At 64.9% G+C, this 18,866-nt stretch carries 18 protein-coding genes and 1 tRNA gene; 14 read left to right on the top strand and 5 right to left on the bottom strand.

Going from position 1 to position 18,866, the window contains the following annotated elements; translation table 11 throughout:
- Positions 1-61: 61 nt before the first annotated feature.
- From EP379_RS11705 to EP379_RS11695, 3 genes are read right to left on the bottom strand one after another with little or no spacing between them, the layout of a single operon-like run.
- A complete protein-coding gene (locus EP379_RS11705; RefSeq protein ID WP_127477977.1) occupies positions 62-1,894 on the bottom strand; it encodes a V-type ATPase 116kDa subunit family protein in 1,833 nt (610 codons plus the stop codon).
- A complete protein-coding gene (locus EP379_RS11700) occupies positions 1,891-2,658 on the bottom strand; it encodes a hypothetical protein (protein ID WP_127477976.1) in 768 nt (255 codons plus the stop codon). The genes EP379_RS11705 and EP379_RS11700 overlap by 4 nt, the downstream gene beginning before the upstream one ends.
- Positions 2,651-2,992, bottom strand: a complete 342-nt coding sequence (locus EP379_RS11695; protein ID WP_127477975.1) for a hypothetical protein — start codon at positions 2,990-2,992, stop codon at positions 2,651-2,653. The genes EP379_RS11700 and EP379_RS11695 overlap by 8 nt, the downstream gene beginning before the upstream one ends.
- A gap of 163 nt (positions 2,993-3,155) precedes the next feature.
- On the opposite strand from EP379_RS11695, the gene EP379_RS11690 reads away from it, so the two are divergent.
- The 6 genes from EP379_RS11690 (at position 3,156) to EP379_RS11665 (ending at position 9,726) form a co-directional block, all read left to right on the top strand.
- Positions 3,156-4,241, top strand: coding sequence for a 4Fe-4S dicluster domain-containing protein (locus EP379_RS11690; RefSeq protein WP_127477974.1), 1,086 nt, complete (start codon positions 3,156-3,158; stop codon positions 4,239-4,241).
- A 44-nt stretch (positions 4,242-4,285) separates the two neighbouring features.
- Positions 4,286-6,244 (top strand): methyl-accepting chemotaxis protein, encoded by a 1,959-nt coding sequence (locus EP379_RS11685; protein ID WP_127477973.1) that lies wholly within the window; start codon positions 4,286-4,288, stop codon positions 6,242-6,244.
- A 14-nt stretch (positions 6,245-6,258) separates the two neighbouring features.
- The gene (locus EP379_RS11680; RefSeq protein ID WP_232023902.1) at positions 6,259-7,110 is read left to right on the top strand and encodes an FAD/NAD(P)-binding protein; all 852 of its coding nucleotides are present in this window, start codon (positions 6,259-6,261) and stop codon (positions 7,108-7,110) included.
- A gap of 2 nt (positions 7,111-7,112) precedes the next feature.
- Positions 7,113-7,892, top strand: coding sequence for an NADH-quinone oxidoreductase subunit B family protein (locus tag EP379_RS11675; protein ID WP_127477972.1), 780 nt, complete (start codon positions 7,113-7,115; stop codon positions 7,890-7,892).
- Entirely contained in the window at positions 7,885-9,183 is a 1,299-nt protein-coding gene (locus EP379_RS11670; RefSeq protein WP_127477971.1) for a Ni/Fe hydrogenase subunit alpha, read from the top strand. The genes EP379_RS11675 and EP379_RS11670 overlap by 8 nt, the downstream gene beginning before the upstream one ends.
- Positions 9,184-9,276: 93 nt before the next feature.
- Positions 9,277-9,726 carry a hydrogenase maturation protease gene (locus EP379_RS11665; RefSeq protein WP_127477970.1) on the top strand — a complete coding sequence of 150 codons (450 nt, stop codon included), beginning with the start codon at positions 9,277-9,279 and terminating at the stop codon, positions 9,724-9,726.
- Between the two features lie 352 nt (positions 9,727-10,078).
- On the opposite strand, the gene EP379_RS11660 is transcribed toward EP379_RS11665, so the two are convergent.
- Entirely contained in the window at positions 10,079-11,311 is a 1,233-nt protein-coding gene (locus EP379_RS11660) for an adenylate/guanylate cyclase domain-containing protein (protein WP_127477969.1), read from the bottom strand.
- 116 nt (positions 11,312-11,427) lie between these two features.
- Between EP379_RS11660 and EP379_RS11655 the strand changes: the two genes are divergently transcribed.
- From EP379_RS11655 to EP379_RS11640, 4 genes are read left to right on the top strand one after another with little or no spacing between them, the layout of a single operon-like run.
- The gene (locus tag EP379_RS11655) at positions 11,428-12,687 is read left to right on the top strand and encodes an MFS transporter (protein ID WP_232023901.1); all 1,260 of its coding nucleotides are present in this window, start codon (positions 11,428-11,430) and stop codon (positions 12,685-12,687) included.
- A 38-nt stretch (positions 12,688-12,725) separates the two neighbouring features.
- Entirely contained in the window at positions 12,726-13,496 is a 771-nt protein-coding gene (locus EP379_RS11650) for a motility protein A (protein WP_127477968.1), read from the top strand.
- Positions 13,497-13,508: 12 nt separating this feature from the next.
- Positions 13,509-14,312, top strand: coding sequence for an OmpA/MotB family protein (locus EP379_RS11645; RefSeq protein WP_127477967.1), 804 nt, complete (start codon positions 13,509-13,511; stop codon positions 14,310-14,312).
- Between the two features lie 5 nt (positions 14,313-14,317).
- Positions 14,318-15,244 carry a hypothetical protein gene (locus EP379_RS11640; protein ID WP_127477966.1) on the top strand — a complete coding sequence of 309 codons (927 nt, stop codon included), beginning with the start codon at positions 14,318-14,320 and terminating at the stop codon, positions 15,242-15,244.
- 59 nt (positions 15,245-15,303) lie between these two features.
- Here the strand turns inward: EP379_RS11640 and EP379_RS11635 are convergent.
- A tRNA-Glu gene (locus EP379_RS11635) sits at positions 15,304-15,379 on the bottom strand.
- A gap of 71 nt (positions 15,380-15,450) precedes the next feature.
- On the opposite strand from EP379_RS11635, the gene pcnB reads away from it, so the two are divergent.
- Genes pcnB through panB form a run of 4 tightly spaced genes read left to right on the top strand, consistent with a single transcriptional unit; the run spans position 15,451 to position 18,825 of the window.
- Complete coding sequence (gene pcnB, locus EP379_RS11630; RefSeq protein WP_232023900.1) at positions 15,451-16,815, top strand: polynucleotide adenylyltransferase PcnB; 1,365 nt, start codon at positions 15,451-15,453, stop codon at positions 16,813-16,815.
- Positions 16,816-16,818: 3 nt separating this feature from the next.
- Positions 16,819-17,334, top strand: coding sequence for a 2-amino-4-hydroxy-6-hydroxymethyldihydropteridine diphosphokinase (folK, locus tag EP379_RS11625; protein WP_127477964.1), 516 nt, complete (start codon positions 16,819-16,821; stop codon positions 17,332-17,334).
- Positions 17,335-17,338: 4 nt separating this feature from the next.
- Positions 17,339-18,022: a deoxynucleoside kinase gene (locus tag EP379_RS11620; protein WP_127477963.1), complete on the top strand. Its 684-nt coding sequence runs from the start codon at positions 17,339-17,341 to the stop codon at positions 18,020-18,022.
- Positions 18,023-18,027: 5 nt separating this feature from the next.
- A complete protein-coding gene (gene panB / locus EP379_RS11615; protein ID WP_127477962.1) occupies positions 18,028-18,825 on the top strand; it encodes a 3-methyl-2-oxobutanoate hydroxymethyltransferase in 798 nt (265 codons plus the stop codon).
- Positions 18,826-18,866: the final 41 nt, after the last annotated feature.

Here is an 18,866-nt window from a genome sequence, read left to right as displayed (position 1 = left end):
GCTCGTACCTTGTCCCTCGTATCCCATACCTGCGCTTGTCATGCCGGCGAGCAAAAACCTGCTACGTCCGTTCCGTCTTGTGTGGCGGCGCCGGCAGCGGTTGGAAGCGGCGCCCCTCGCCACGCAGGAAACGAATGAAAAATTCGAACAGCACCAGGCGGGTGACCTGTATCGACACCACCAGTCCTTCCAGAATAATGATCACCCCGTTGCCCAACAACAGAATGATGGCCGACAGCAGGGGATGGCCGCCGGCCTCGGCCAGACCGACCACCGCCACCGACAGTCCGGCATGGGCCAGGCAGAAGGCGCCGACACGGGTGAAGGACAGGGTGTTGACGATGAGCTGCATGGTGTATTCCAGCAGGCGGCCGAGGGCGCCGCCGAGGACGCGCAGATCGCCTCCTGCCCGCTGCAGCCGTGCACCGAGATACCAGAACAGGCCGGTCAGGGCCGCCAGCGCGGCGTAGGGGGTGAGCAGCAGGCCGAGTCCCCCGAGGTAGATGAGCAGCAGGGCGGCGTCCATGGCGAGCCAGTCGCGCAACGCGCCGCGCCAGTACGCCTCGATGCCGTTGAGCAGCAGGCCGAGCAGGAGCAGCAGCACGCCGCCGAGCAAGGGGATGGCGAGCACCAGCAGCGGCTGGTCGAGGGGATGCAGCCAGAGAGGAGGGATGATGTCTTCGCGGCTGAACACGCTGCCGAACAGCAGGCCGAACAGCATCGATGCCAGGCCGCCGGGTACCAGCAGGCGCAGGGTGGGGACGCGACGGCCCAGCAGCAGGCCGGCGAGGAGCAGCACGAAGCCCTGACCAAGGTCGCCGAACATGTAGCCGAACATCAGCGGGACGATGAACACCAGCAGCCGGCTCGGATCGGCCTCATCCCGCGCCGGGGTGCCGAGCAGGCGCGCGAACAGCTCGAAGGGCTGTGCCCACCATGGATTGTGGAACACCATGGGTGGCACCTTGTCGCGCGGCGGGTCGGGAAAGCGCAGCAGGCTGCGGACCTGGGCGCGGTCGAGGGCCTGTTGCAGCACCTTGCCGTCCAGGTCCGAGGTCCAGCCGGTGACCCAGGCGAAGGTTTCGCTCACCGGCAGGGCCTCGACGTGGGTGAGGAACCACTCCAGGCGGGCGATATCGCCCAGCGCCTCGACCAGCCGGTGCTCCTCCTGCAGCGCCGTCAGTTGCTGCTCCAGCACCCGTTGCTCGGCCTGAATGGCGGCGGTGCGCTGGTCGAGGGCGGCGAGAGAAGCGTCGGTGCCGCGCTGCAGCCACGGGGGCAGATGCATCGGTCGGCCCTTGTGCAGCGTCAGCTCCTGCTCCAGCAGGTCCACCTCCGCTGGCGGTCCCACCGCCAGCAGGAAGTCATGCACCTTGCCATGCACGCTGGTATGCAGGATGGCGGCGGGAATCTGGGCGATGTGTGTACGCGGCGGCAGCACGAACAGCCGCGCGGCCAGAGCGGGACCGGCGCCGGCCAGCAGGCCGAGGTCGAGTGGTGTGTCGCCCTGGGCCAGCAGCATCTCGCGCAGCATCTCCAGCTCATAGAGTTCGCCGCGCAGCGCCTCGCTGCGGCGCACTACCGCGTCGGCGGCGTCGCGCCAGGCGTAGAGGCGCTGCAAGGCGTGGTTGAAGGTATCCACCGGCCGGCCCGGCAGGTTGGAGGGACGCAGTTCGTCCTGGGGCCAGTAATGTTGGTAATGCTGGGCGAGGCGGTTGTATTCCTCCAGCCGGCCGCGCAGATCGGGCAGCACCAGCGGGGTGGCGGTTTCGCTGTGGGTCTCCAGTTCCACCGCGCCGGTGCGGGCCAGGGTTTCCACGGCCAGGGTCAGATCCTCGCGTGCGGTGAGCAATTCGAACCAGCGTGCCGGCTGGGGGCGCAGGCTGAAGCTCATGAGGCGCGCTCCAGGGGAAACAGGATCAGGCGGGTGAGCAGACCGCGCAGCCGCTGCAGGGTGAGGCCGCACAGGGCCAGGTAGTAGAAGGCAGTGGCGGGCTGACGCGGGTGGCGGCGGAAGCCGAGGCGCAGGTGCCGCTCCAGTTCGTCGTGGGCACGCCGGCTGTCCTGGCCGGGGTCGCTGCGCAGGATAGCGTAGTGATCCGCAAACAGTGTCGCCAGCTCCTCCAGGGCCGCGCGCTCGGCCGCTGTCGCTTCGGCCGGCCACAGCCGGCGCCAGTGGGCAGCCCAGGCCGCTGCCGGGCCGGCGCCGTTACCGTCATCGAGCAGCGGTGCATAGGGCGAGTCGCGCAGGGCCTGCAGGCGCAGGGCTTGCAGCTCGTGGGCGTAGGGCTTGAGGTGCGCGTCGCCGTGCAACCAGGCCGGGATCTCGCCAGCGTCGCGCAGGTGCCGCAGTGCCGGCAGGTCGGGCAGCAGGCTGCACCAGGCCGTGGCCGGACGCCAGGACGGCGGCATCCAGCGAGTCACCTCGGCGATGTGCTGGCGCAACTGTCGGCGCAGCGAGTTTTCCATGGCGTGGCTGTCGCCGTGGGCGGCGATATTGAGAAGCCAGGGGCGCAGCCCCGTAGTGCGCGCGGTCTGCAGGAAGTGTCCCAGCGCGGTGATCGCCTCCAGGCGGCGCCAGCCCACGGTGTCGGGCAACTGGCCGTAACGGGCCTGCAGGCGAACCTGGGCATAGGCCAAGTGGCTGAGTTCAGTCATCGCCGGCCGCGTCGTCGGTGAGGGATTGCGCCAGCCGTTCGACGGCTGCGGCCAGTACTTCCTGTATTACCGCATCGGGAACCGTTGCGGAAGCGTTTTCCGCTTCCTGTTGCAGCAACAGCTCCACCTGACGGCCGAGGGCCAGGGCGCAGTGGGCATGGACCTGGCTGATGCGGCTATCCGTGCGGCGGTGTATGCGGCGCGCCTGCTGTTGGGCCGCTTCGATCAGGTTTGCTGCCCGGGTTGTGCATTCCGCAATGGCGGCGAGGGCGGCACGTTCGGCCTCCAGCACGCGATTCATCGCCTCTTCGGTGGAGTTCTGCTGTTCTTTCATGCGCGGCTCCGTGACCGCTGGATGACCGTTGTGTCCGGTAATGCCGCTCAGCGTGATTGATTGCCGTGCGGCACCTGTCATTCAGCAAATATCCGGGTTAAGCTTAACCCGGATGCTTGCCCAAAGACACACACCGGCAACATTCTCGATAATAATGCAAGGGATGGAGTCGATGGCCGAATACCTGTTTCTTCCCCGCCAGGAGTTGCAGCGCCTGCTAGATAAGTTGCGTGCCGTCGGGTTTCACTGTATCGGTCCACAGGTACGCGATGGTGCCATCGTGTATGAAGCGCTGGATGACATCGCCCGCCTGCCGCAGGGTATGCGTGACCATCAGGCTCCGGGCAGCTATCGACTGGAGGCCGCCGGCGGTGAACGCAGCTTTGCCTGGGCCACCGGCCCGCAGGCGCTGAAGCCGCTGACCTTCGCGCCGCGCGAAAGTCTCTGGCAGGCCACGCAGGGGGCCGGTTTTGCGCCGGTACCGTTGCACAATGCGCCCACCGCCGTGATCGGGGTGCGCGCCTGCGACCTGGCTGCGCTACACATTCACGATCTGCATTTCCTCCACGACGATCCCTACTACGCCGCGCGCCGTGAACGCCTGTTCCTGGTGGCGGTGAACTGTACCCATCCGGCTGAAACCTGTTTCTGCGCCTCCACCGGCGATGGCCCCGAGGCGCGGGCCGGTTTCGACCTGGTGCTGGATGAGCTGGATGAGGGCTACGTCATCCGCAGTGGTACGCCAGCCGGCGGCAATATTCTGCGCGAGCTGTATCTGGAGCCGGCCAGTGACGTGCAACGTGCGTTGGCCCAGCAGCAGAATGCGGCTGCCGCCGCGCAGCAGACCCGCACCCTGCCAGGGCGCAACCTGCGTGACATGCTGTTCGCCCGCCTGGAGCATGCGCGCTGGGATGACGTGGCGGCGCGCTGTCTGTCCTGCGGTAACTGCACTGCAGTGTGCCCTACCTGTTTCTGCCACAGCGAACGCGATGAACCGGCGCTGGATGGTCGCAGCAGCGTGCACTACCGGCAGTGGGACTCGTGTTTTACCGAAGGCCACAGCTACATCCACGGCGTGGTGATCCGGGCGGAAACCAAATTCCGTTATCGTCAATGGCTGACCCATAAGCTCGGCAGCTGGCATGACCAGTACGGCCGCTCCGGCTGTGTCGGCTGCGGCCGCTGCATCAGCTGGTGTCCGGCGGCCATCGACATCACCGCCGAAGCCACTGCCCTGTGCAAGGCCTGATGCATCAGGTCTGACACATACAAACACAATAAGGAGTCATTAGCATGAGACAGCTGATTGCCAACATCATCCAGCAGATGCTGAGAGCCTTGGGCATCCGCAGCCTGGACAAGCAGTTTCTGTTTTCCTACACGCTGATTTTCGTGTTTGCGGCGGTGGTGGCGGCGGATCTCTATTTCAACTTCGGTAACGATGCCGCCGGCATCAATGTCGCCGGCGCCCAGCGCATGCTGAGCCAGAAACTCGCCAAGGAGGCCTTGCTCGCGGGACAGGGTATGGAGAGCAAGGATACGGTGCTGGCCACCATCAAGCAGTTCGAGGATGCGCATCGCGCCCTGCTCGAGGGCAATGCCGAACGCGGCATCACTGCGGTAAGCAACAAGGGGGTGCGGGAACAGCTGCAGAAGGTGGAGCAGCTGTGGCAGGACTACAAGGGCGATATCCTCAGTTACGTCGATAGCCGCAATCCCGAGCAGATGCGCGCCATCCAGCAGCGTTCGCCCTTGGTGCTGAAGGAAATGAATGCCGCGGTTCTGATGATGGAGGCCCTGGCAAAGGCGGAAGCCCGGCAGCAGTTGTATGTGGCACTCGGCTCGACCTTCGTCATCCTGTTGCTGGTAACCTTTGGCCGCATGTTCGGCATGACGGTGTTGATGCAACAGATCGACCGTCTGCGCGAGCATCTCAAGGCGGTGGGGGGCGGTGACTTTTCCCATACACTGACCGTGGATAACACGGAAAACGAAATCGGCCAGATGTTCGCCGCCTACAATGACATGGTGTCGCATATGGGGCAGATCGTGGGTGGTGTAACTCATGGCACGGCACAGGTGAGCAGCACCATGGATAGTGTGGCGACCCGTCTGGAAGAGACCATGCGCGGTGTACAGCGGCAGCACTCCGAGATCGATCAGATTGCCACCGCCATGAATGAAATGGCCGCCACCGTGCAGGAGGTGGCGCGCAATACCTCGCATACCGCCGAGGCTGCCGCTCAGGCCAAGGAGGAGGCGGAGAACGGCCGTCGTGTGGTGACGCAGACCATCGACAGCATCGACAGTCTGGCCCAGCAGGTGGAGCAGGGCGCCGGCGTGATGGCGCAGTTGCAGGAAGACAGCCGCGAGGTAGGGCGGGTGCTGGAAGTGATCAACGGTATCGCCGAGCAGACCAATCTGCTGGCACTCAATGCGGCCATCGAAGCGGCGCGCGCCGGCGAACAGGGCCGCGGTTTTGCCGTGGTGGCTGATGAGGTGCGTACCTTGGCGCAACGCACCCAGAAGTCCACCGAGGAAATCCGCGCCATCATCGAGCGTCTGCAAACCCAGTCGCGCAAGGCGGCGGAGATGATGGAGCAGAGCCGTACCCAGGCGCAGGCGACGGTGTCCGCCACTTCCGAGGCCGGTGCCGTGCTGGATCGCATCGTACAGTCGGTGGCCACCATTACCGACATGAGCAATCAGATCGCCACTGCGGCCGAGGAACAGAGCCACGTGGCCGAGGAAATGGATCGTTCCATTACCAATATCGCCAGTGTCGCCGAGCAGACCTCGCGCACCGCGGCGGACACCGTGGCCTCGACCGAAGAGATCCACGAGCACATGGACAATCTGCGCGCTCTGGTGGCCCGCTTCCGCACCAATGTGCACGGTGCCGATCTGTCCGCCGCCAAGACCGCGCACCTGGCCTGGAAGGGCAAGCTGCGCGCCTATCTCGACGGCAAGGGCAGTCTGACGCGCGATCAGGCCGTCTCGCACAAGGACTGCGTGCTGGGCAAGTGGTATTACGGTGAGGGAATGCAGAAGTACGGCAACATGGCGGAGATGCGCCAGCTTGAGCCGCCCCATGAGGAACTGCACAAACTGATACGTACCATTATCGACCTGCGCGAAGCAGGCAAGATGGCGGAAGCGGAGCAGGAGTACCTCAAGATCGAGCCGCTGTCACGCAAGGTCGTGCAGATGCTGGACGTCATCGAACAGAAAAGCGCAGAGTCTTCCACCTGACGCAAGGAATCGCCATGACCGCACCGCAGCCCACGTCGTTGAGCATGTTGCCGCATGAAGCGGAGATCGTCGAGCGCATACAGGAGTCGCCGACCATCTTCACCCTGCGGCTGCGCTTTACCGATCCGGATGTGCACAAGGCCTATGGCTTCATGCCCGGCCAGTTCAACATGCTGTACCTGCACGGTGTCGGCGAGGTGCCGATCTCCATCGTCTCCGATCCGGAAGACGAGCATATGTACGACCACACCATCCGTATCGTCGGCCGCGTCACCCGCGGCCTCGCCGCTCTCCAGGTGGGCGATCGTCTCGGGGTACGCGGTGCCTTCGGTCGCGGCTGGCCGGTGAAGGAGGCGGAGGGGCGCGATGTGATCATCGCCACCGGCGGCCTCGGCTGCGCCCCGGTGGTGTCGGTAATCAACTACGTGCTGCGCCGCCGTGCCCGCTATGGCCGGCTGGTGATCATGCAGGGCGTCAAGCACGCCGCCGATCTAATCTGGAAGAAACGCTACGAGGAGTGGGCCCGTCTGCCCGATACCCAGGTGCTGCTCACCGCCGATCAGGCTGGCCAGGGGTGGCCGTTCCGCGTTGGCCACATTCCCATCCTGTTTGACGAGGCGCACATCGACCCACACAAGAGCATCGTCATGATGTGCGGCCCGGAAGGCATGATGCGCGCGGTGATCGCCGACATGCTCAAGCGCGGTATTGCCGAGGAATCGCTCTGGCTATCCATGGAGCGCAACATGCAGTGCGGCGCCGGTCGCTGCGGCCACTGCCAGCACGGCGGCAACTTCGTGTGCAAGGACGGCCCGGTATTCTGCTATCCGGAAGTGAAGGAACTGCTCGGCGTAAAGGGGTTCTGATCATGAAACCAAGAGTCGCCGTACACAAGTTCTCCTCCTGCGACGGTTGCCAGCTCGCCTTTTTGAATCTCGGCGAGGGACTGCTGCAACTGAACGAGTTGGTGGACATCGTCCACTTCGCCGAAGCCGGCTATCTGGACGAGGACGCCAAAGTCGACCTGGCCTTCGTCGAAGGCAGCATCTCCACGCCGCACGAGCTGGAGCGCATCAAGCGCGTGCGCGAAAACAGCAACTATCTGGTGACGCTGGGTGCCTGCGCCACCGCCGGCGGCCTGCAGGCCTTGCGCAACATGGCCGACGGCAATGCCTGGCTGGCCGGGGTATATGCCGGTCCCGAGCATATCCCGTTCCTGCCCACGTCCACTGCGGTGTCCCAGCACGTGCGTGTCGATCTGGAGTTGTGGGGCTGTCCGGTGAACAGCCGCCAGGTGGTGCTGGCGGTGCGCGACCTGCTGTTCGGGGTCGCGCCGCGCGAGGAGATGGAAAAGGTCTGTCTGGAATGCAAGCGCAAGGGCACCGTCTGCGTCATGGTCACCAGAGGTGTGCCGTGCATGGGGCCGGTGACGCGCACCGGCTGCGGCGCGCTGTGTCCCAGCTTCGGCCGCGACTGCTATGCCTGTTTCGGCCCGGCGGAGAACCCGGAAACGGCGGCGCTGGCGCGACGCTTCGAGGGCTTCGGCCTGCTGCCCGAGGCCATCGCCCATCGCTTCCTGTTCATCAACAACGGTGCGCCGGCCTTCCATGCCGAAGGCGTGCGCTGGCAGGAGAAGAGTCATGACTGAACGGCGCGACATCAGCATCAACGTGCCGGTCCTGGCCCGCGTCGAGGGGGAGGGCGCCATGGAGCTGGAGGTGCGCGACGGCCGCATCACCGACCTCAAGCTGCGCATCTTCGAGCCGCCGCGCCTGTTCGAAAAATTCCTCGAAGGGCGCAGCTACACCGAGGTGCCGGACATCGTGGCGCGCATCTGCGGTATCTGCCCGGTGGCCTATCAGATGAGCGCGGCGCATGCCATTGAAATGATTTTCGGTGCCAAAACCACGCCGTGGGTGCGCGAGATGCGCCGTCTGTTCTACTGCGGCGAATGGATCGAAAGCCATGCCCTGCACATCCATCTGCTGGCCCTGCCCGATTTCCTCGGCTATGAATCCGCCATCGCCATGGCGGCGGATCATCCGGAAGAGGTGAAGCGCGGCCTGCGCCTGCAGGAACTGGGCAACAGCCTGGTGCGCCTGCTCGGCGCCCGTTCCGTGCATCCGGTCGGCGTCCGTGCCGGCGGTTTCTTCCACGCGCCGCGTGCCGCCGCGATGGCCGCCAAGCTGGAAGAGTGCCGTGCCGCTCTCCCTGAAGTGGAGGCGTTGGTGCGCTGGGTGGCCGCCCTCGATCTGCCCGATGACCCGCAGAGCTTCACCTCCGTCGCCCTGCGTCATCCGGAGGAATACGCCTTCAACGAAGGCCGTATCGTTTCCGACGACGGCCTCGACATCGATATCAGCGAGTTCCACCAGCACTTCCAGGAGATCCACATCCCGCACGCCAATGCGTTGCACTGCCACCTGCACGGCAAGCCCTACCTGGTCGGCCCGCTGGCCCGTGTCAATCTGAACTACGCCCAGTTGCCCGAGGCGGTGCGCGTCAATCTGGAACAGACCAAGGTGCGCTTCCCCAGCAACAACATGTTCCACAGCGCCCTGGCCCGTGCCGTGGAACTGCACTTCGCACTGCTGGAGGCGATCCGCATCCTGGAAAATTACAGCGTACCCGACTCGCCCTATGTCGAGGTCACGCCGCGCGCCGGCGTCGGCTACGGCTGCACCGAGGCGCCGCGCGGCATCCTCTGGCACCGCTACGAGCTGGACGGGCAGGGCCGCGTGGTGCAGGCGACCATCGTGCCGCCCACCAGCCAGAATCAGGCGCGTATCGAGGAAGACCTGCGCCGCTCGCTGGAAGCCATGGGGCTGGACAAGCCGGACGACGAAATCCGCCTGCGCGGCGAGACGGTGATCCGCAACTACGACCCGTGCATCTCCTGCGCCACGCACTTCCTCAAGGTGAACATCAAACGGGACTGAGCACTGGGAGCCCGCTCCGTGGGCGAATGGGCGCGTATCGCAGCCGCCTGTTCGCCACGAGGGGTCGGCTCCTGCTGTTGAATCAGGCAACGGATGCAGCACAGGAACATCCTCATCCTCGGCGTCGGCTCTCCCTTCGGCGCCGACCGCCTCGGCTGGCAGGCCGTCGCCGCCTTGGAACGGCAGTCGCTGAGTGCGCAGTTTCCCCGTCTCGATATCAAGTTTGAACAAACCGATCGCCCTGGCAGCCGCCTGCTCACGCTGCTGGGCCAGGCCGATGCCGCCATCATCATCGACGCCATGCACTCGGGCCTGCCCGCCGGCAGCGTGCGGCGTTTTTCCCTTGATGAGTTGAATGCCGGGTCGGGTCTGGTGTCGACGCACGGCTTCGGTGTTGTCGATGCACTGGCACTGGGGCGGGCTTTGGGCGGACTGCCGGGCAAGATCGTTGTGATCGGGATCGAGATGGGGGATAGCGAGTCGGCGGAGGGAGCACTGGCGGCGCTGCTCGAGCGGGTGCTGGACGAGTTGGCACAAATGTAGGATCGTGTTACTATGAGGCGTGCCGGCTAAGGAAGGTCTGAATAAGTCCATCCTGGACTTCTCAGGTCGCTCCCGCCCCTCCCTGGGCTGCGCGACATAAGTCCATCCGTGGACAAAACCACGCCAAGCGCAAAGTGTGATTTTCGCTTGGCTTCATTTTTCAACGACTTATCGTCGTTGAAAAATGGCGGCACATCCCTGTGCCGCGGAAGCTCTGAACTTATTCAGAGCTTCCCTAAGTTCTGAAACCCATCGAAAATCACACATTTCGATGGGCGTGGTTTGGTCCACGGATGGACTTATGCAGAAGTTCCCTAAACTACACTGTCCGGGCCATACGTCGTCGCTGTGCTCAAGCGAAGGGTTGCTGCTCTCTCGGGGAGAAGGGGAGCGTGTAGGCCGTGAGCGGCTGCTGTTTGCCTTTGACCTGCAGGCTGCGCTGTTGCAATCCGGAAGGCCGGCCACCGATCTGCTGGTACACCGCCTGTGAAATCAGTATCTCGCTACCGCCGGCGGCATCACACAGCCGCTTGGCGGTGTTGACGCTGTCGCCCAGCAGGTCGTAGCTGCGGCGTTCTTCCGTTCCCATCAGGCCCTCGACCACCGGGCCATAATGCACGCCGCAGCCGGCGGTGAGCCCGGCGCGGCCAAGCAGCGGCAGGGTGGCGCTGCGCAGGGCAAGGGCGGCGTCCACGGCCTGTTGCGCGCTGCCGAATACCAGCATGACCTCGTCGGCCGTCAGTTTCACCTTGATGGCCTGGAAGTCGCGCCATACCGGTTCACACGCGGCGTAGTAGGCGTTGATCAGTTCCACCACCTCTTCCGGCGCGCGCATCTCGCTCCAGGCGGTGAAGCCGCGGATATCCATGAACACCATGGCACGTTCGTGTCGCGCCAGCGACAAGGCCTGCGGGTCGCTGACGGCCATCTGCAGCAGCTCCTTGCCGAACAGCCATTCCGAATATTGCCGCAATTGCTCCGTGGTCTGGCGCAGGGTCTGCAGATAGCGGGCGGAGTTGAGATGGGCCAGGCCGACGATCAGACCGAGCAGCGGCAATACCATGGCGACGAAGGCATGGGGCGCATCGTTGAGGAATGCCGCCAGTCCGCTGTAGTCATCGATGGAGAACTCGAGGATCACGTACATCACCAGGACGATGCAGGTACGGATGACGTGCTCCAGCAGGAGCAGCGGCGGGCGCAGCCGGATGCTGCGCGCCTGCAGCCATTGCAGCAGGCCGATACTGAGCGCAAATCCCCAGTAGGCGAGGTGGTTGGCGTGCAGCAGGAACTCCGGCCCCTCGGCGATGAATTCGGCACAGCTGTAAACCGCCGGTCCGATGAGATTGCCCAGCAGGGGGCGTGTGGTGCCCCCCATTTCCCAGCGACCGACCAGCATGGCCTGGATCAGGGCGGCGGCCACCAGGAAATACAGATCCAGCGCGAACAGGTATTCCCCCGGCCCGCGCAACAGCAGTTCGAGGAAGATGTTGGCCAGCGGGAAATGGGCGCTGTTGCTGTACAGCTCGTGCAGTACGGCTCCGCCGGGCGTACCCTTGATGCGTCGATCCAGTATGCTAGGCATGATTGGGCTCTTGGCTGCAATGGCGGCATTATGCGGAAAGACGTCGCACAATTTCAAAGCGGGCCACTGGTGCACCCCGCCAGCACCCTGCGGTTGCTACGGGCAGGTGGCTTGGTGTGAACAAATCCGTTATTTCCTGGGCGCTGTATGACTGGGGCAATTCGGCCTTTGCCACCACGGTGATGGCCGGCTTCTTCCCGCTGTTCTTCAAGCAGTACTGGAGCGCCGGCAGCGACGTCACTGCGAGCACCTTCCAGCTCGGCCTGGCCAACTCCCTCGCCAGTCTGCTGATCATCTTCATCGCACCGGCCCTCGGCGCCATCGCCGATCAGGGCGGCGCGCGCAAGGGCTTTCTCTACGCCTGCACCCTGCTCGGTGCCGGCATGACCGGCGGGTTGTATTGCGTGGCCCAGGGCGAGTGGCTGCTGGCGGCGCTGTTGTATGTGGGCGGTTCCAGCGGTTTTTTTGCCAGCCTGATCTTCTACGATGCGCTGCTGGTGGCGGTGGCCACGCCGGAACGCTATGACCGCGTCTCGGCCCTGGGCTTTGCGCTCGGTTATCTGGGTGGCGGCCTGCTGTTTGCACTCAATGTGGCGATGACGCTCCAGCCGCACTGGTTCGGCCTGGCCGACGCGGCTGCTGCGGTGCGCGTGTCCTTCCTGACGGTGGCGCTGTGGTGGGGGCTGTTCACCCTGCCGCTGGCCTTCTGGGTGCCGGAGCCGCCGGGCGGCGGGCGCCGCGGTCTCGCCGCCGTGGCCGACGGTTTCCGCCAGTTGCGCGCCACCTTCCACGAGGTGCGCCGCCTGCGTCACATCGGCCTGTTCCTGCTGGGTTACTGGTGCTACATCGACGCGGTGGATACCATCATCCGCATGGCAGTGGACTATGGTCTGGCCATCGGCTTGCCGGCCGAAAGCCTGATCGTCGCGCTGCTGATCACCCAGTTCGTCGGTTTTCCCGCGGCGGTGCTGTTCGGCCGCCTGGGCGAACGCCTGGGGCCGCGCACCGGCATCTATATCGCCATCGTGGTGTACTGCCTGGTGGTGCTGTGGGCGGCGCGCATGGAGACGGCTGCCGAGTTCTATCTGCTGGCGGTGGTGATCGGCCTGGTGCAGGGCGGCATCCAGTCGCTGAGCCGCTCGCTTTATGCCCGCCTCATCCCGGCCGACAAGAGTGCCGAGTTCTTCGGCTTCTATAACATGCTGGGCAAATTCGCCGCGGTGATCGGCCCGATCCTGGTGGGTTGGGTCAGTCTCGCCAGCGGCGAGCCGCGGTTGTCGCTGCTGTCGCTGCTGGTGCTGTTCGCCCTCGGCGCGTGGTTCCTCAGCCGGGTGAATATCGAACAGGGCACGCGCATGGCGCGGGAACTGGAATAAACGTACCATGACGGCAGTTCATTCAGGGTGAAGCCTACATGAATCCGGCAACCGTACTCGGCATGATCGGCGGCATCTTCCTGCTGGCCGTCACCATTGCGCTGACCGCGAGGGATTACAGCGCATTCTGGAATCTGCCCGGACTCGGCATCGTGCTGGGCGGCACCATTGCCGCCACCCTGGTCAGCTATCCGCTGCACGAGGTGCTGCGCGTGTTCCGCGTGTTCATCATCGTGCTGCGCCACGAGCGCTACTACGCCAAGGAGGACATGGAGGAGATCGTCGAGGTGTCGCGGCAGTGGTTCAAGGGCAATCTGGCCGCCATCGAAACCCGCCTCGGCGACATCCGCAATCCCTATCTGCGCATGGGTATCCAACTGGTCATCGATGACACGCCGCTGGATGACATTCTCACCCTGCTGCAATGGCGCATGACGCGGCTGCGCGCCAAGGAAACCGCCGAGGCGCAGGTGTTCCGCACCATGGCCATGTACGCGCCGGCCTTCGGTATGCTCGGCACCCTGGTCGGGCTCATCAACATGCTGTTCGGCATGCAGGGGGCCGATTTCGAGAGCATCGGCGTCAATCTCGGCATCGCCCTGATCACCACCTTCTACGGCATCATTCTCGCCAACCTGGTGTTCAAGCCCATCGCCATCAAGATGGAGCGGCGCACCGAGCAGCGCGTGATGCTGATGAACATGGTGTTGGAGGGCATCACCCTGATGAGCAAGGGGCGCTCGCCGGCCTACATCCGCGAAACCCTCAAGTCGTTCATGGCGCGCTACGAAGACGAGATCCGCCAGTAGCGGAAAAGGGTCATGACTCCGGCCGACAACAACAATTCCAATGGCAACGGCGCGCCGACGCCGGAGGATGAGTACCGTCTCGATGCCGACCGCCTGCGTGCCGAGCTGGAGGAGGCGCGGCGCACGCCGTTGCCCTGGGCGCAGACCCATGAGGTGCGGCACGATTCCACCTATGAAGACGACAACGCCTGGGTCTTCACCTATATCGATATGCTGACCCTGATCCTGACCCTGTTCGTGCTGATGCTGGCCTACGCCAAGACCGACAGCGAGGCCTACCGCGAACTGTCCGAGGCGGTGTCGCAGGAGATGGGGCGCGTGGTGCGGCCGGAGGCGGCGCCGGTGAGCGAGGAGCAGGCGCTGGCGGAACAGATCGGCCAGACCATCCGGCAACAGGGGTTGAGCGACAATGTAGAGGTTCTGACCCATACCGGCAGCATCGAGCTGCGGCTGAAGGAAAGTATCCTGTTTGCCACCGGAAGGGCCGAACTGCGCCCCGAGGGACGCGCCTTGCTGGACTCTCTGGTGCCGTTGCTGCGTCAGGATGGTCATGCCATTGCGGTGGAGGGCCACACCGACAACGTGCCCATTGCCACCGAAATCTTTCCCTCCAACTGGGAACTGTCGGCGGCGCGCGCCAGCAACGTGGTGCGCCACTTGATCGGCCAGGGGGTGGCGGCACAACGCCTGCGCGCCATCGGCTATGCCGATACCCGCCCGCTGGCGGACAACGCCACCGCTGCCGGCCGGGCGGTGAATCGTCGTGTCTCCCTGGTGCTCTCGCTGCGTGCCACAACCGATCCCGAGGGGCGGTAACGGCGATGGGATTGCGCAGGTGGCTGGCGGCGCTTGCCGCAGGTGGTCTGGTGGCCTGTGCGCCTGCGTTCGCGGAGAATGCGGGCGACAACGGTGTCGAGGTGGTGCATGAGCTGGCGCCGTATTACAGCAGTCTCGGCGTCTATGTGCCGCTGACCGAAAAGCCGATTCAGCGCCTGGGCGCGGTGAGCGAAGCGGAGATCTACCGCACCCTGCTGCTGGATGCCTTCCTGCCACGCTTCATGCTGCTGGAGGCCAGCGTCTACCCGATGCCGCTGGCCGGTGTATATCTCAAGAAAAATCACCCTGGCCTGTATGAGGATGCCGATTTCAGCGGCGGCTTCAATCTCGTCGAGTCGGTTACTGCCGGCTTCGAGGAGCCCTACGCGTTTTCCGCCTTCTTCGGCAACGTGGTGGACTATGCCGCGCCGGAGGCCATCCACGGCGAAATCAACAAGGGTCATGTGGGCTACTTGGTCAGTACCGGCAACTATCACATCAAGGCCAACGAACTCATCAACGACAACTGGTTGGAACTGGAATACAAGCTGAAGAGCGATCGCCACTACCGCAATCATCGTCTCGCCATGAGCTACCGCGTCGGAGCCAAGTGGCACGACAACCCCGACATCACCGATACGATATATCTCGGTCTGCGGCGCAACCATCTCGACTACAATACGCCCACCCGCCTGTTGCCGCTGCTGGAAAACAGCAACATCGCCTACCGCATCAGCGTCGATCGGCAGAGCTTTTCCCTGGTGGAGCAGGAGCTGACCGTGGGCAAGAAATGGCCGCTGCAGCGTTACAGCGCCGCGTTTGTCCTGGACTTGGGTTTTATCTGGTATACGGACAAGAAATACACCGGCACGCTGGCCGAGGGCCGTAACGACAATTTCACCATCATCTTGCGCCCCAACCTGGAGTTCTGAACCAGCGCAAGGCGACAATGAAAAAGGCCGGTCATGTCACCATGACCGGCCTTTGCGATTGGCGCTCCCAAGGGGAATCGAACCCCTGTTACCGACGTGAGAGGCCGGTGTCCTAGACCGCTAGACGATGGGAGCGTAATTGCCGCTGTCGGGCAGCGAAAAGCGCGTGGTATTATACCCGGATGCTCTCACGGCTCAAGCAATCTTTGGCGAAAAAATTCCGACTGGGTAAGCGCAAGGAAGATACCCCCGCCGCCCGTCCCGCTCCCCGCATCATCCCCCGCGGTGAACACGGCCTGTCCCGTTCCAACATCAGCGAGGCCGCCCTCAAGGTGCTGTACCGCCTGCACAAGGCCGGCTACGAGGCCTATCTGGTGGGCGGCGGCGTGCGCGACATGCTGCTCGGGCGTGAACCGAAAGATTTTGACATCAGCACCAATGCCAGGCCCGAGGAGGTGAAGGCGCTGTTCCGCAACTGCATCCTCATCGGCCGCCGCTTCCGCCTGGCCCATGTGCGCTACGGCCAGGAGGTCATCGAGGTGGCCACCTTCCGCGCCCATCACGAGGCGGGTGAGGAGGGCGAGGGGGTGATGGAAAACGGTATGATCCTGCGCGACAACGTCTATGGCACCCTGGAAGACGATGCCTGGCGGCGCGACTTCACCGTCAACGCCCTGTACTACAACATCGCCGACTTCTCGGTGGTCGATCACACCGGCGGCATGGACGACCTCAAGGCCGGCCGCCTGCGCATGATCGGCGACCCGCAGGCACGCTACCGCGAAGACCCGGTGCGTATGCTGCGCGCGGTGCGCTTCGCCGGCAAGCTGGGCTTCCGCATCGATGCGGCCAGCGAACAGGCCATCCTGGAACTGGGCGGCCTGCTGGAGGAGGTGCCGGCGGCACGCCTGTTCGACGAATCCCTCAAACTGTTCATGAGCGGCTACGCGGTGGAAACCTATGAGCTGCTGCGCCACTACCGCCTGTTCGGCCACCTGTTCCCGGAGACCGAGCACTGGCTGCGCTACGAGGACCACCACTACCCGCGCACCTTCGTGGCGCGCGCCCTGGAGAACACCGACCGGCGCCTGCAGGAGGGCAAGGCGGTGACGCCGGCCTTCCTGTTCGCCGCCTTGTTGTGGGAGCCGGCGCGCAAGGAGGCCGAGCGCCTGCGCGAGCAGGGCGAGGGCGGGCTGCCGGCCATGCAGCAGGCGGGCGACCGGGTGGTGGCGCGACAGATCCAGCGCGTAGCCTTCCCCAAGCGCTTCACCCTGCAGTCGCGTGAGATCTGGGAGATGCAGGAGCGCCTGACCGCCACCGGCGGGCGGCGCCCGTTCCGTCTGCTCGAGCATCCCCGTTTCCGCGCCGCCTACGACTTCCTGCTGTTGCGCGCCGAGAGCGGCGAGGAGGTGGGCGAACTGGCGGAGTGGTGGACCCAGTTCATCGCCGCCGACGAGGCCGGACGGCTGGAACTGTCCGACGGCCAGCGCAGTGGCAGCGGCGGTAAAAAGCGCCGCCCCCGCGGCGGTCGCCGCCGCAAGCCGCGCCAGCCGGCCTCTGCCGAAAGCTGATACGTGGCCGCAGTACGCGCTTACATCGGCCTGGGCAGCAATCTCGATAATCCGGCGGAGCAGTTGCGCCGTGCCCTGACTGCCCTGGCCGGGATACCTGATACCCGGCTCGCCGCCTGTTCCCGTTTCTACCGCAGCGCCCCCCTCGGCCCCCAGGACCAGCCCGATTACGTCAACGCCGTGGCTGCCCTCGACACCGGGCTGGCGCCGGAGGCCCTGCTCGATGCCCTGCAGGCCATCGAGACGGCGCAGGGCCGGGTGCGCCTGCGCCGCTGGGGGCCGCGCACCCTGGACCTGGACATCCTGCTGTATGGCGACACGGTGCTGGCCACGCCGCGGCTCAGCGTGCCCCATCCGGGGCTGGCCGAACGCAGCTTCGTGCTCTATCCCCTGGCCGAACTGGTCCCGGATCTGCTGCTGCCCGATGGCCGTCGTCTGGCGGATCTGTTGCGGCAATGTGATTCCGCCGGTCTGGAGCCGCTGGCCGACGGCGGCGGCGACGCCGGCGTGATATCCTGAAACCATGACTCGACCCCTGCGTCTGGATGCCACTGCCGACCAACAGTCCGCCCCCCGCTTCATCGTGGTGGAGGGGCCCATCGGTGTCGGCAAGACCACCCTGGCGCGGCGTCTGGCGGAGACCTTCGGCAGCGAGCTGATGCTGGAGGGGGCGGACGAAAATCCATTCCTGGAGCGCTTCTACCAGGACCCGCGCAGTGCGGCCCTGCCGACCCAGCTGTTCTTCCTGTTCCAGCGCGCACGTCAGCTGCAATCCTGGCGTCAGGGCGACATGTTCGCGCCGGTGCGGGTGGCCGATTTCCTGATGCAGAAGGACCGCCTGTTCGCCCAGCTCACCCTGGATGACGACGAGCTGCGTTTGTACGAGCAGGCCTATGAACACCTGACCCTGGATGCGCCGCTGCCCGATCTGGTGATCTATCTGCAGGCGCCGGTGGAGGTGCTGCTGGAGCGCATCGCCCGGCGCAGCCGCAGCTACGAGCGCCAGCTGTCGGCGGACTACCTGCGCCGGGTGGCGGAGGCCTACACCCAGTTTTTCTACCAGTACGACCAGACGCCGCTGCTCATCGTCAATGCCGCCGAAATCAATCTGGCGCAGGGCGACGCCGACTACGCCCAGCTGCTGGAGCAGGTGCGCTCCATGCGCAGCGGGCGCCACTACTTCAATCCCTTGCCGCTGAAGCTGTGACTGCCATGAGCAACGTGACCCTGAGCACCCTGCGCCGCATGAAGCAGGCGGGCGAGAAATTCACCTCGCTTACCGCCTACGACGCGGCTTTTGCCCATGTCCTCGATGAGGCCGGGGTGGAGGTGTTGCTGGTGGGCGACTCCCTCGGCATGGTGGTGCAGGGCAAGGACACCACCCTGCCGGTGACCATGGACGAGATGGTGTATCACACGCAGATGGTGGCCCGCGGCAGCCGGCGCGCCCTGGTGATGACCGACATGCCCTTCCTCAGCTATGCCACGCCGCCGCAGGCGCTGGCCAACGCGGCGCGCCTGATGAAGGAGGGCGGCGCCCACTGCGTCAAGCTGGAGGTGCACGGCGGCATGGTGGATACGGTAAAGCATCTGGCCGATTACGGCGTGCCGGTATGCGCCCACCTCGGCCTGCTGCCGCAGACGGTGCACAAGCTGGGCGGCTACAAGGTGCAGGGCCGCGACAGCGACAGCGCCAATGAAATGATTGCCTGTGCCCAGGCCATGGCCCACGCCGGTGCCGACCTGCTGTTGCTGGAGTGCGTGCCGAGCCGCCTCGCCGCCGAGATCACCGCGGCGGTGGATGTGCCGGTGATCGGCATCGGCGCCGGCCCCGACACCGACGGCCAGGTGCTGGTGCTGTACGACATGCTCGGCATCACGCCGGGCAAGCGGCCGAAATTCTCCATGGACTTCCTGCCGCCGGCCGGCTCCATCGCCGGCGCCGTCGGCGCCTACGTGCAGGCAGTGAAGGAAAAACGCTTCCCCGGCCCCGAGCACTGCGTCGACTGACGTGTATAAGAGTCTTCAACGCAAAGGCGCAAAGAACGCAA

The sequence above is a fragment of the Sulfurivermis fontis genome (assembly GCF_004001245.1).
In the GTDB taxonomy this organism is placed as follows: domain Bacteria; phylum Pseudomonadota; class Gammaproteobacteria; order Thiohalomonadales; family Thiohalomonadaceae; genus Sulfurivermis; species Sulfurivermis fontis.
This window is presented reverse-complemented; position numbering and strand designations above follow the sequence as displayed.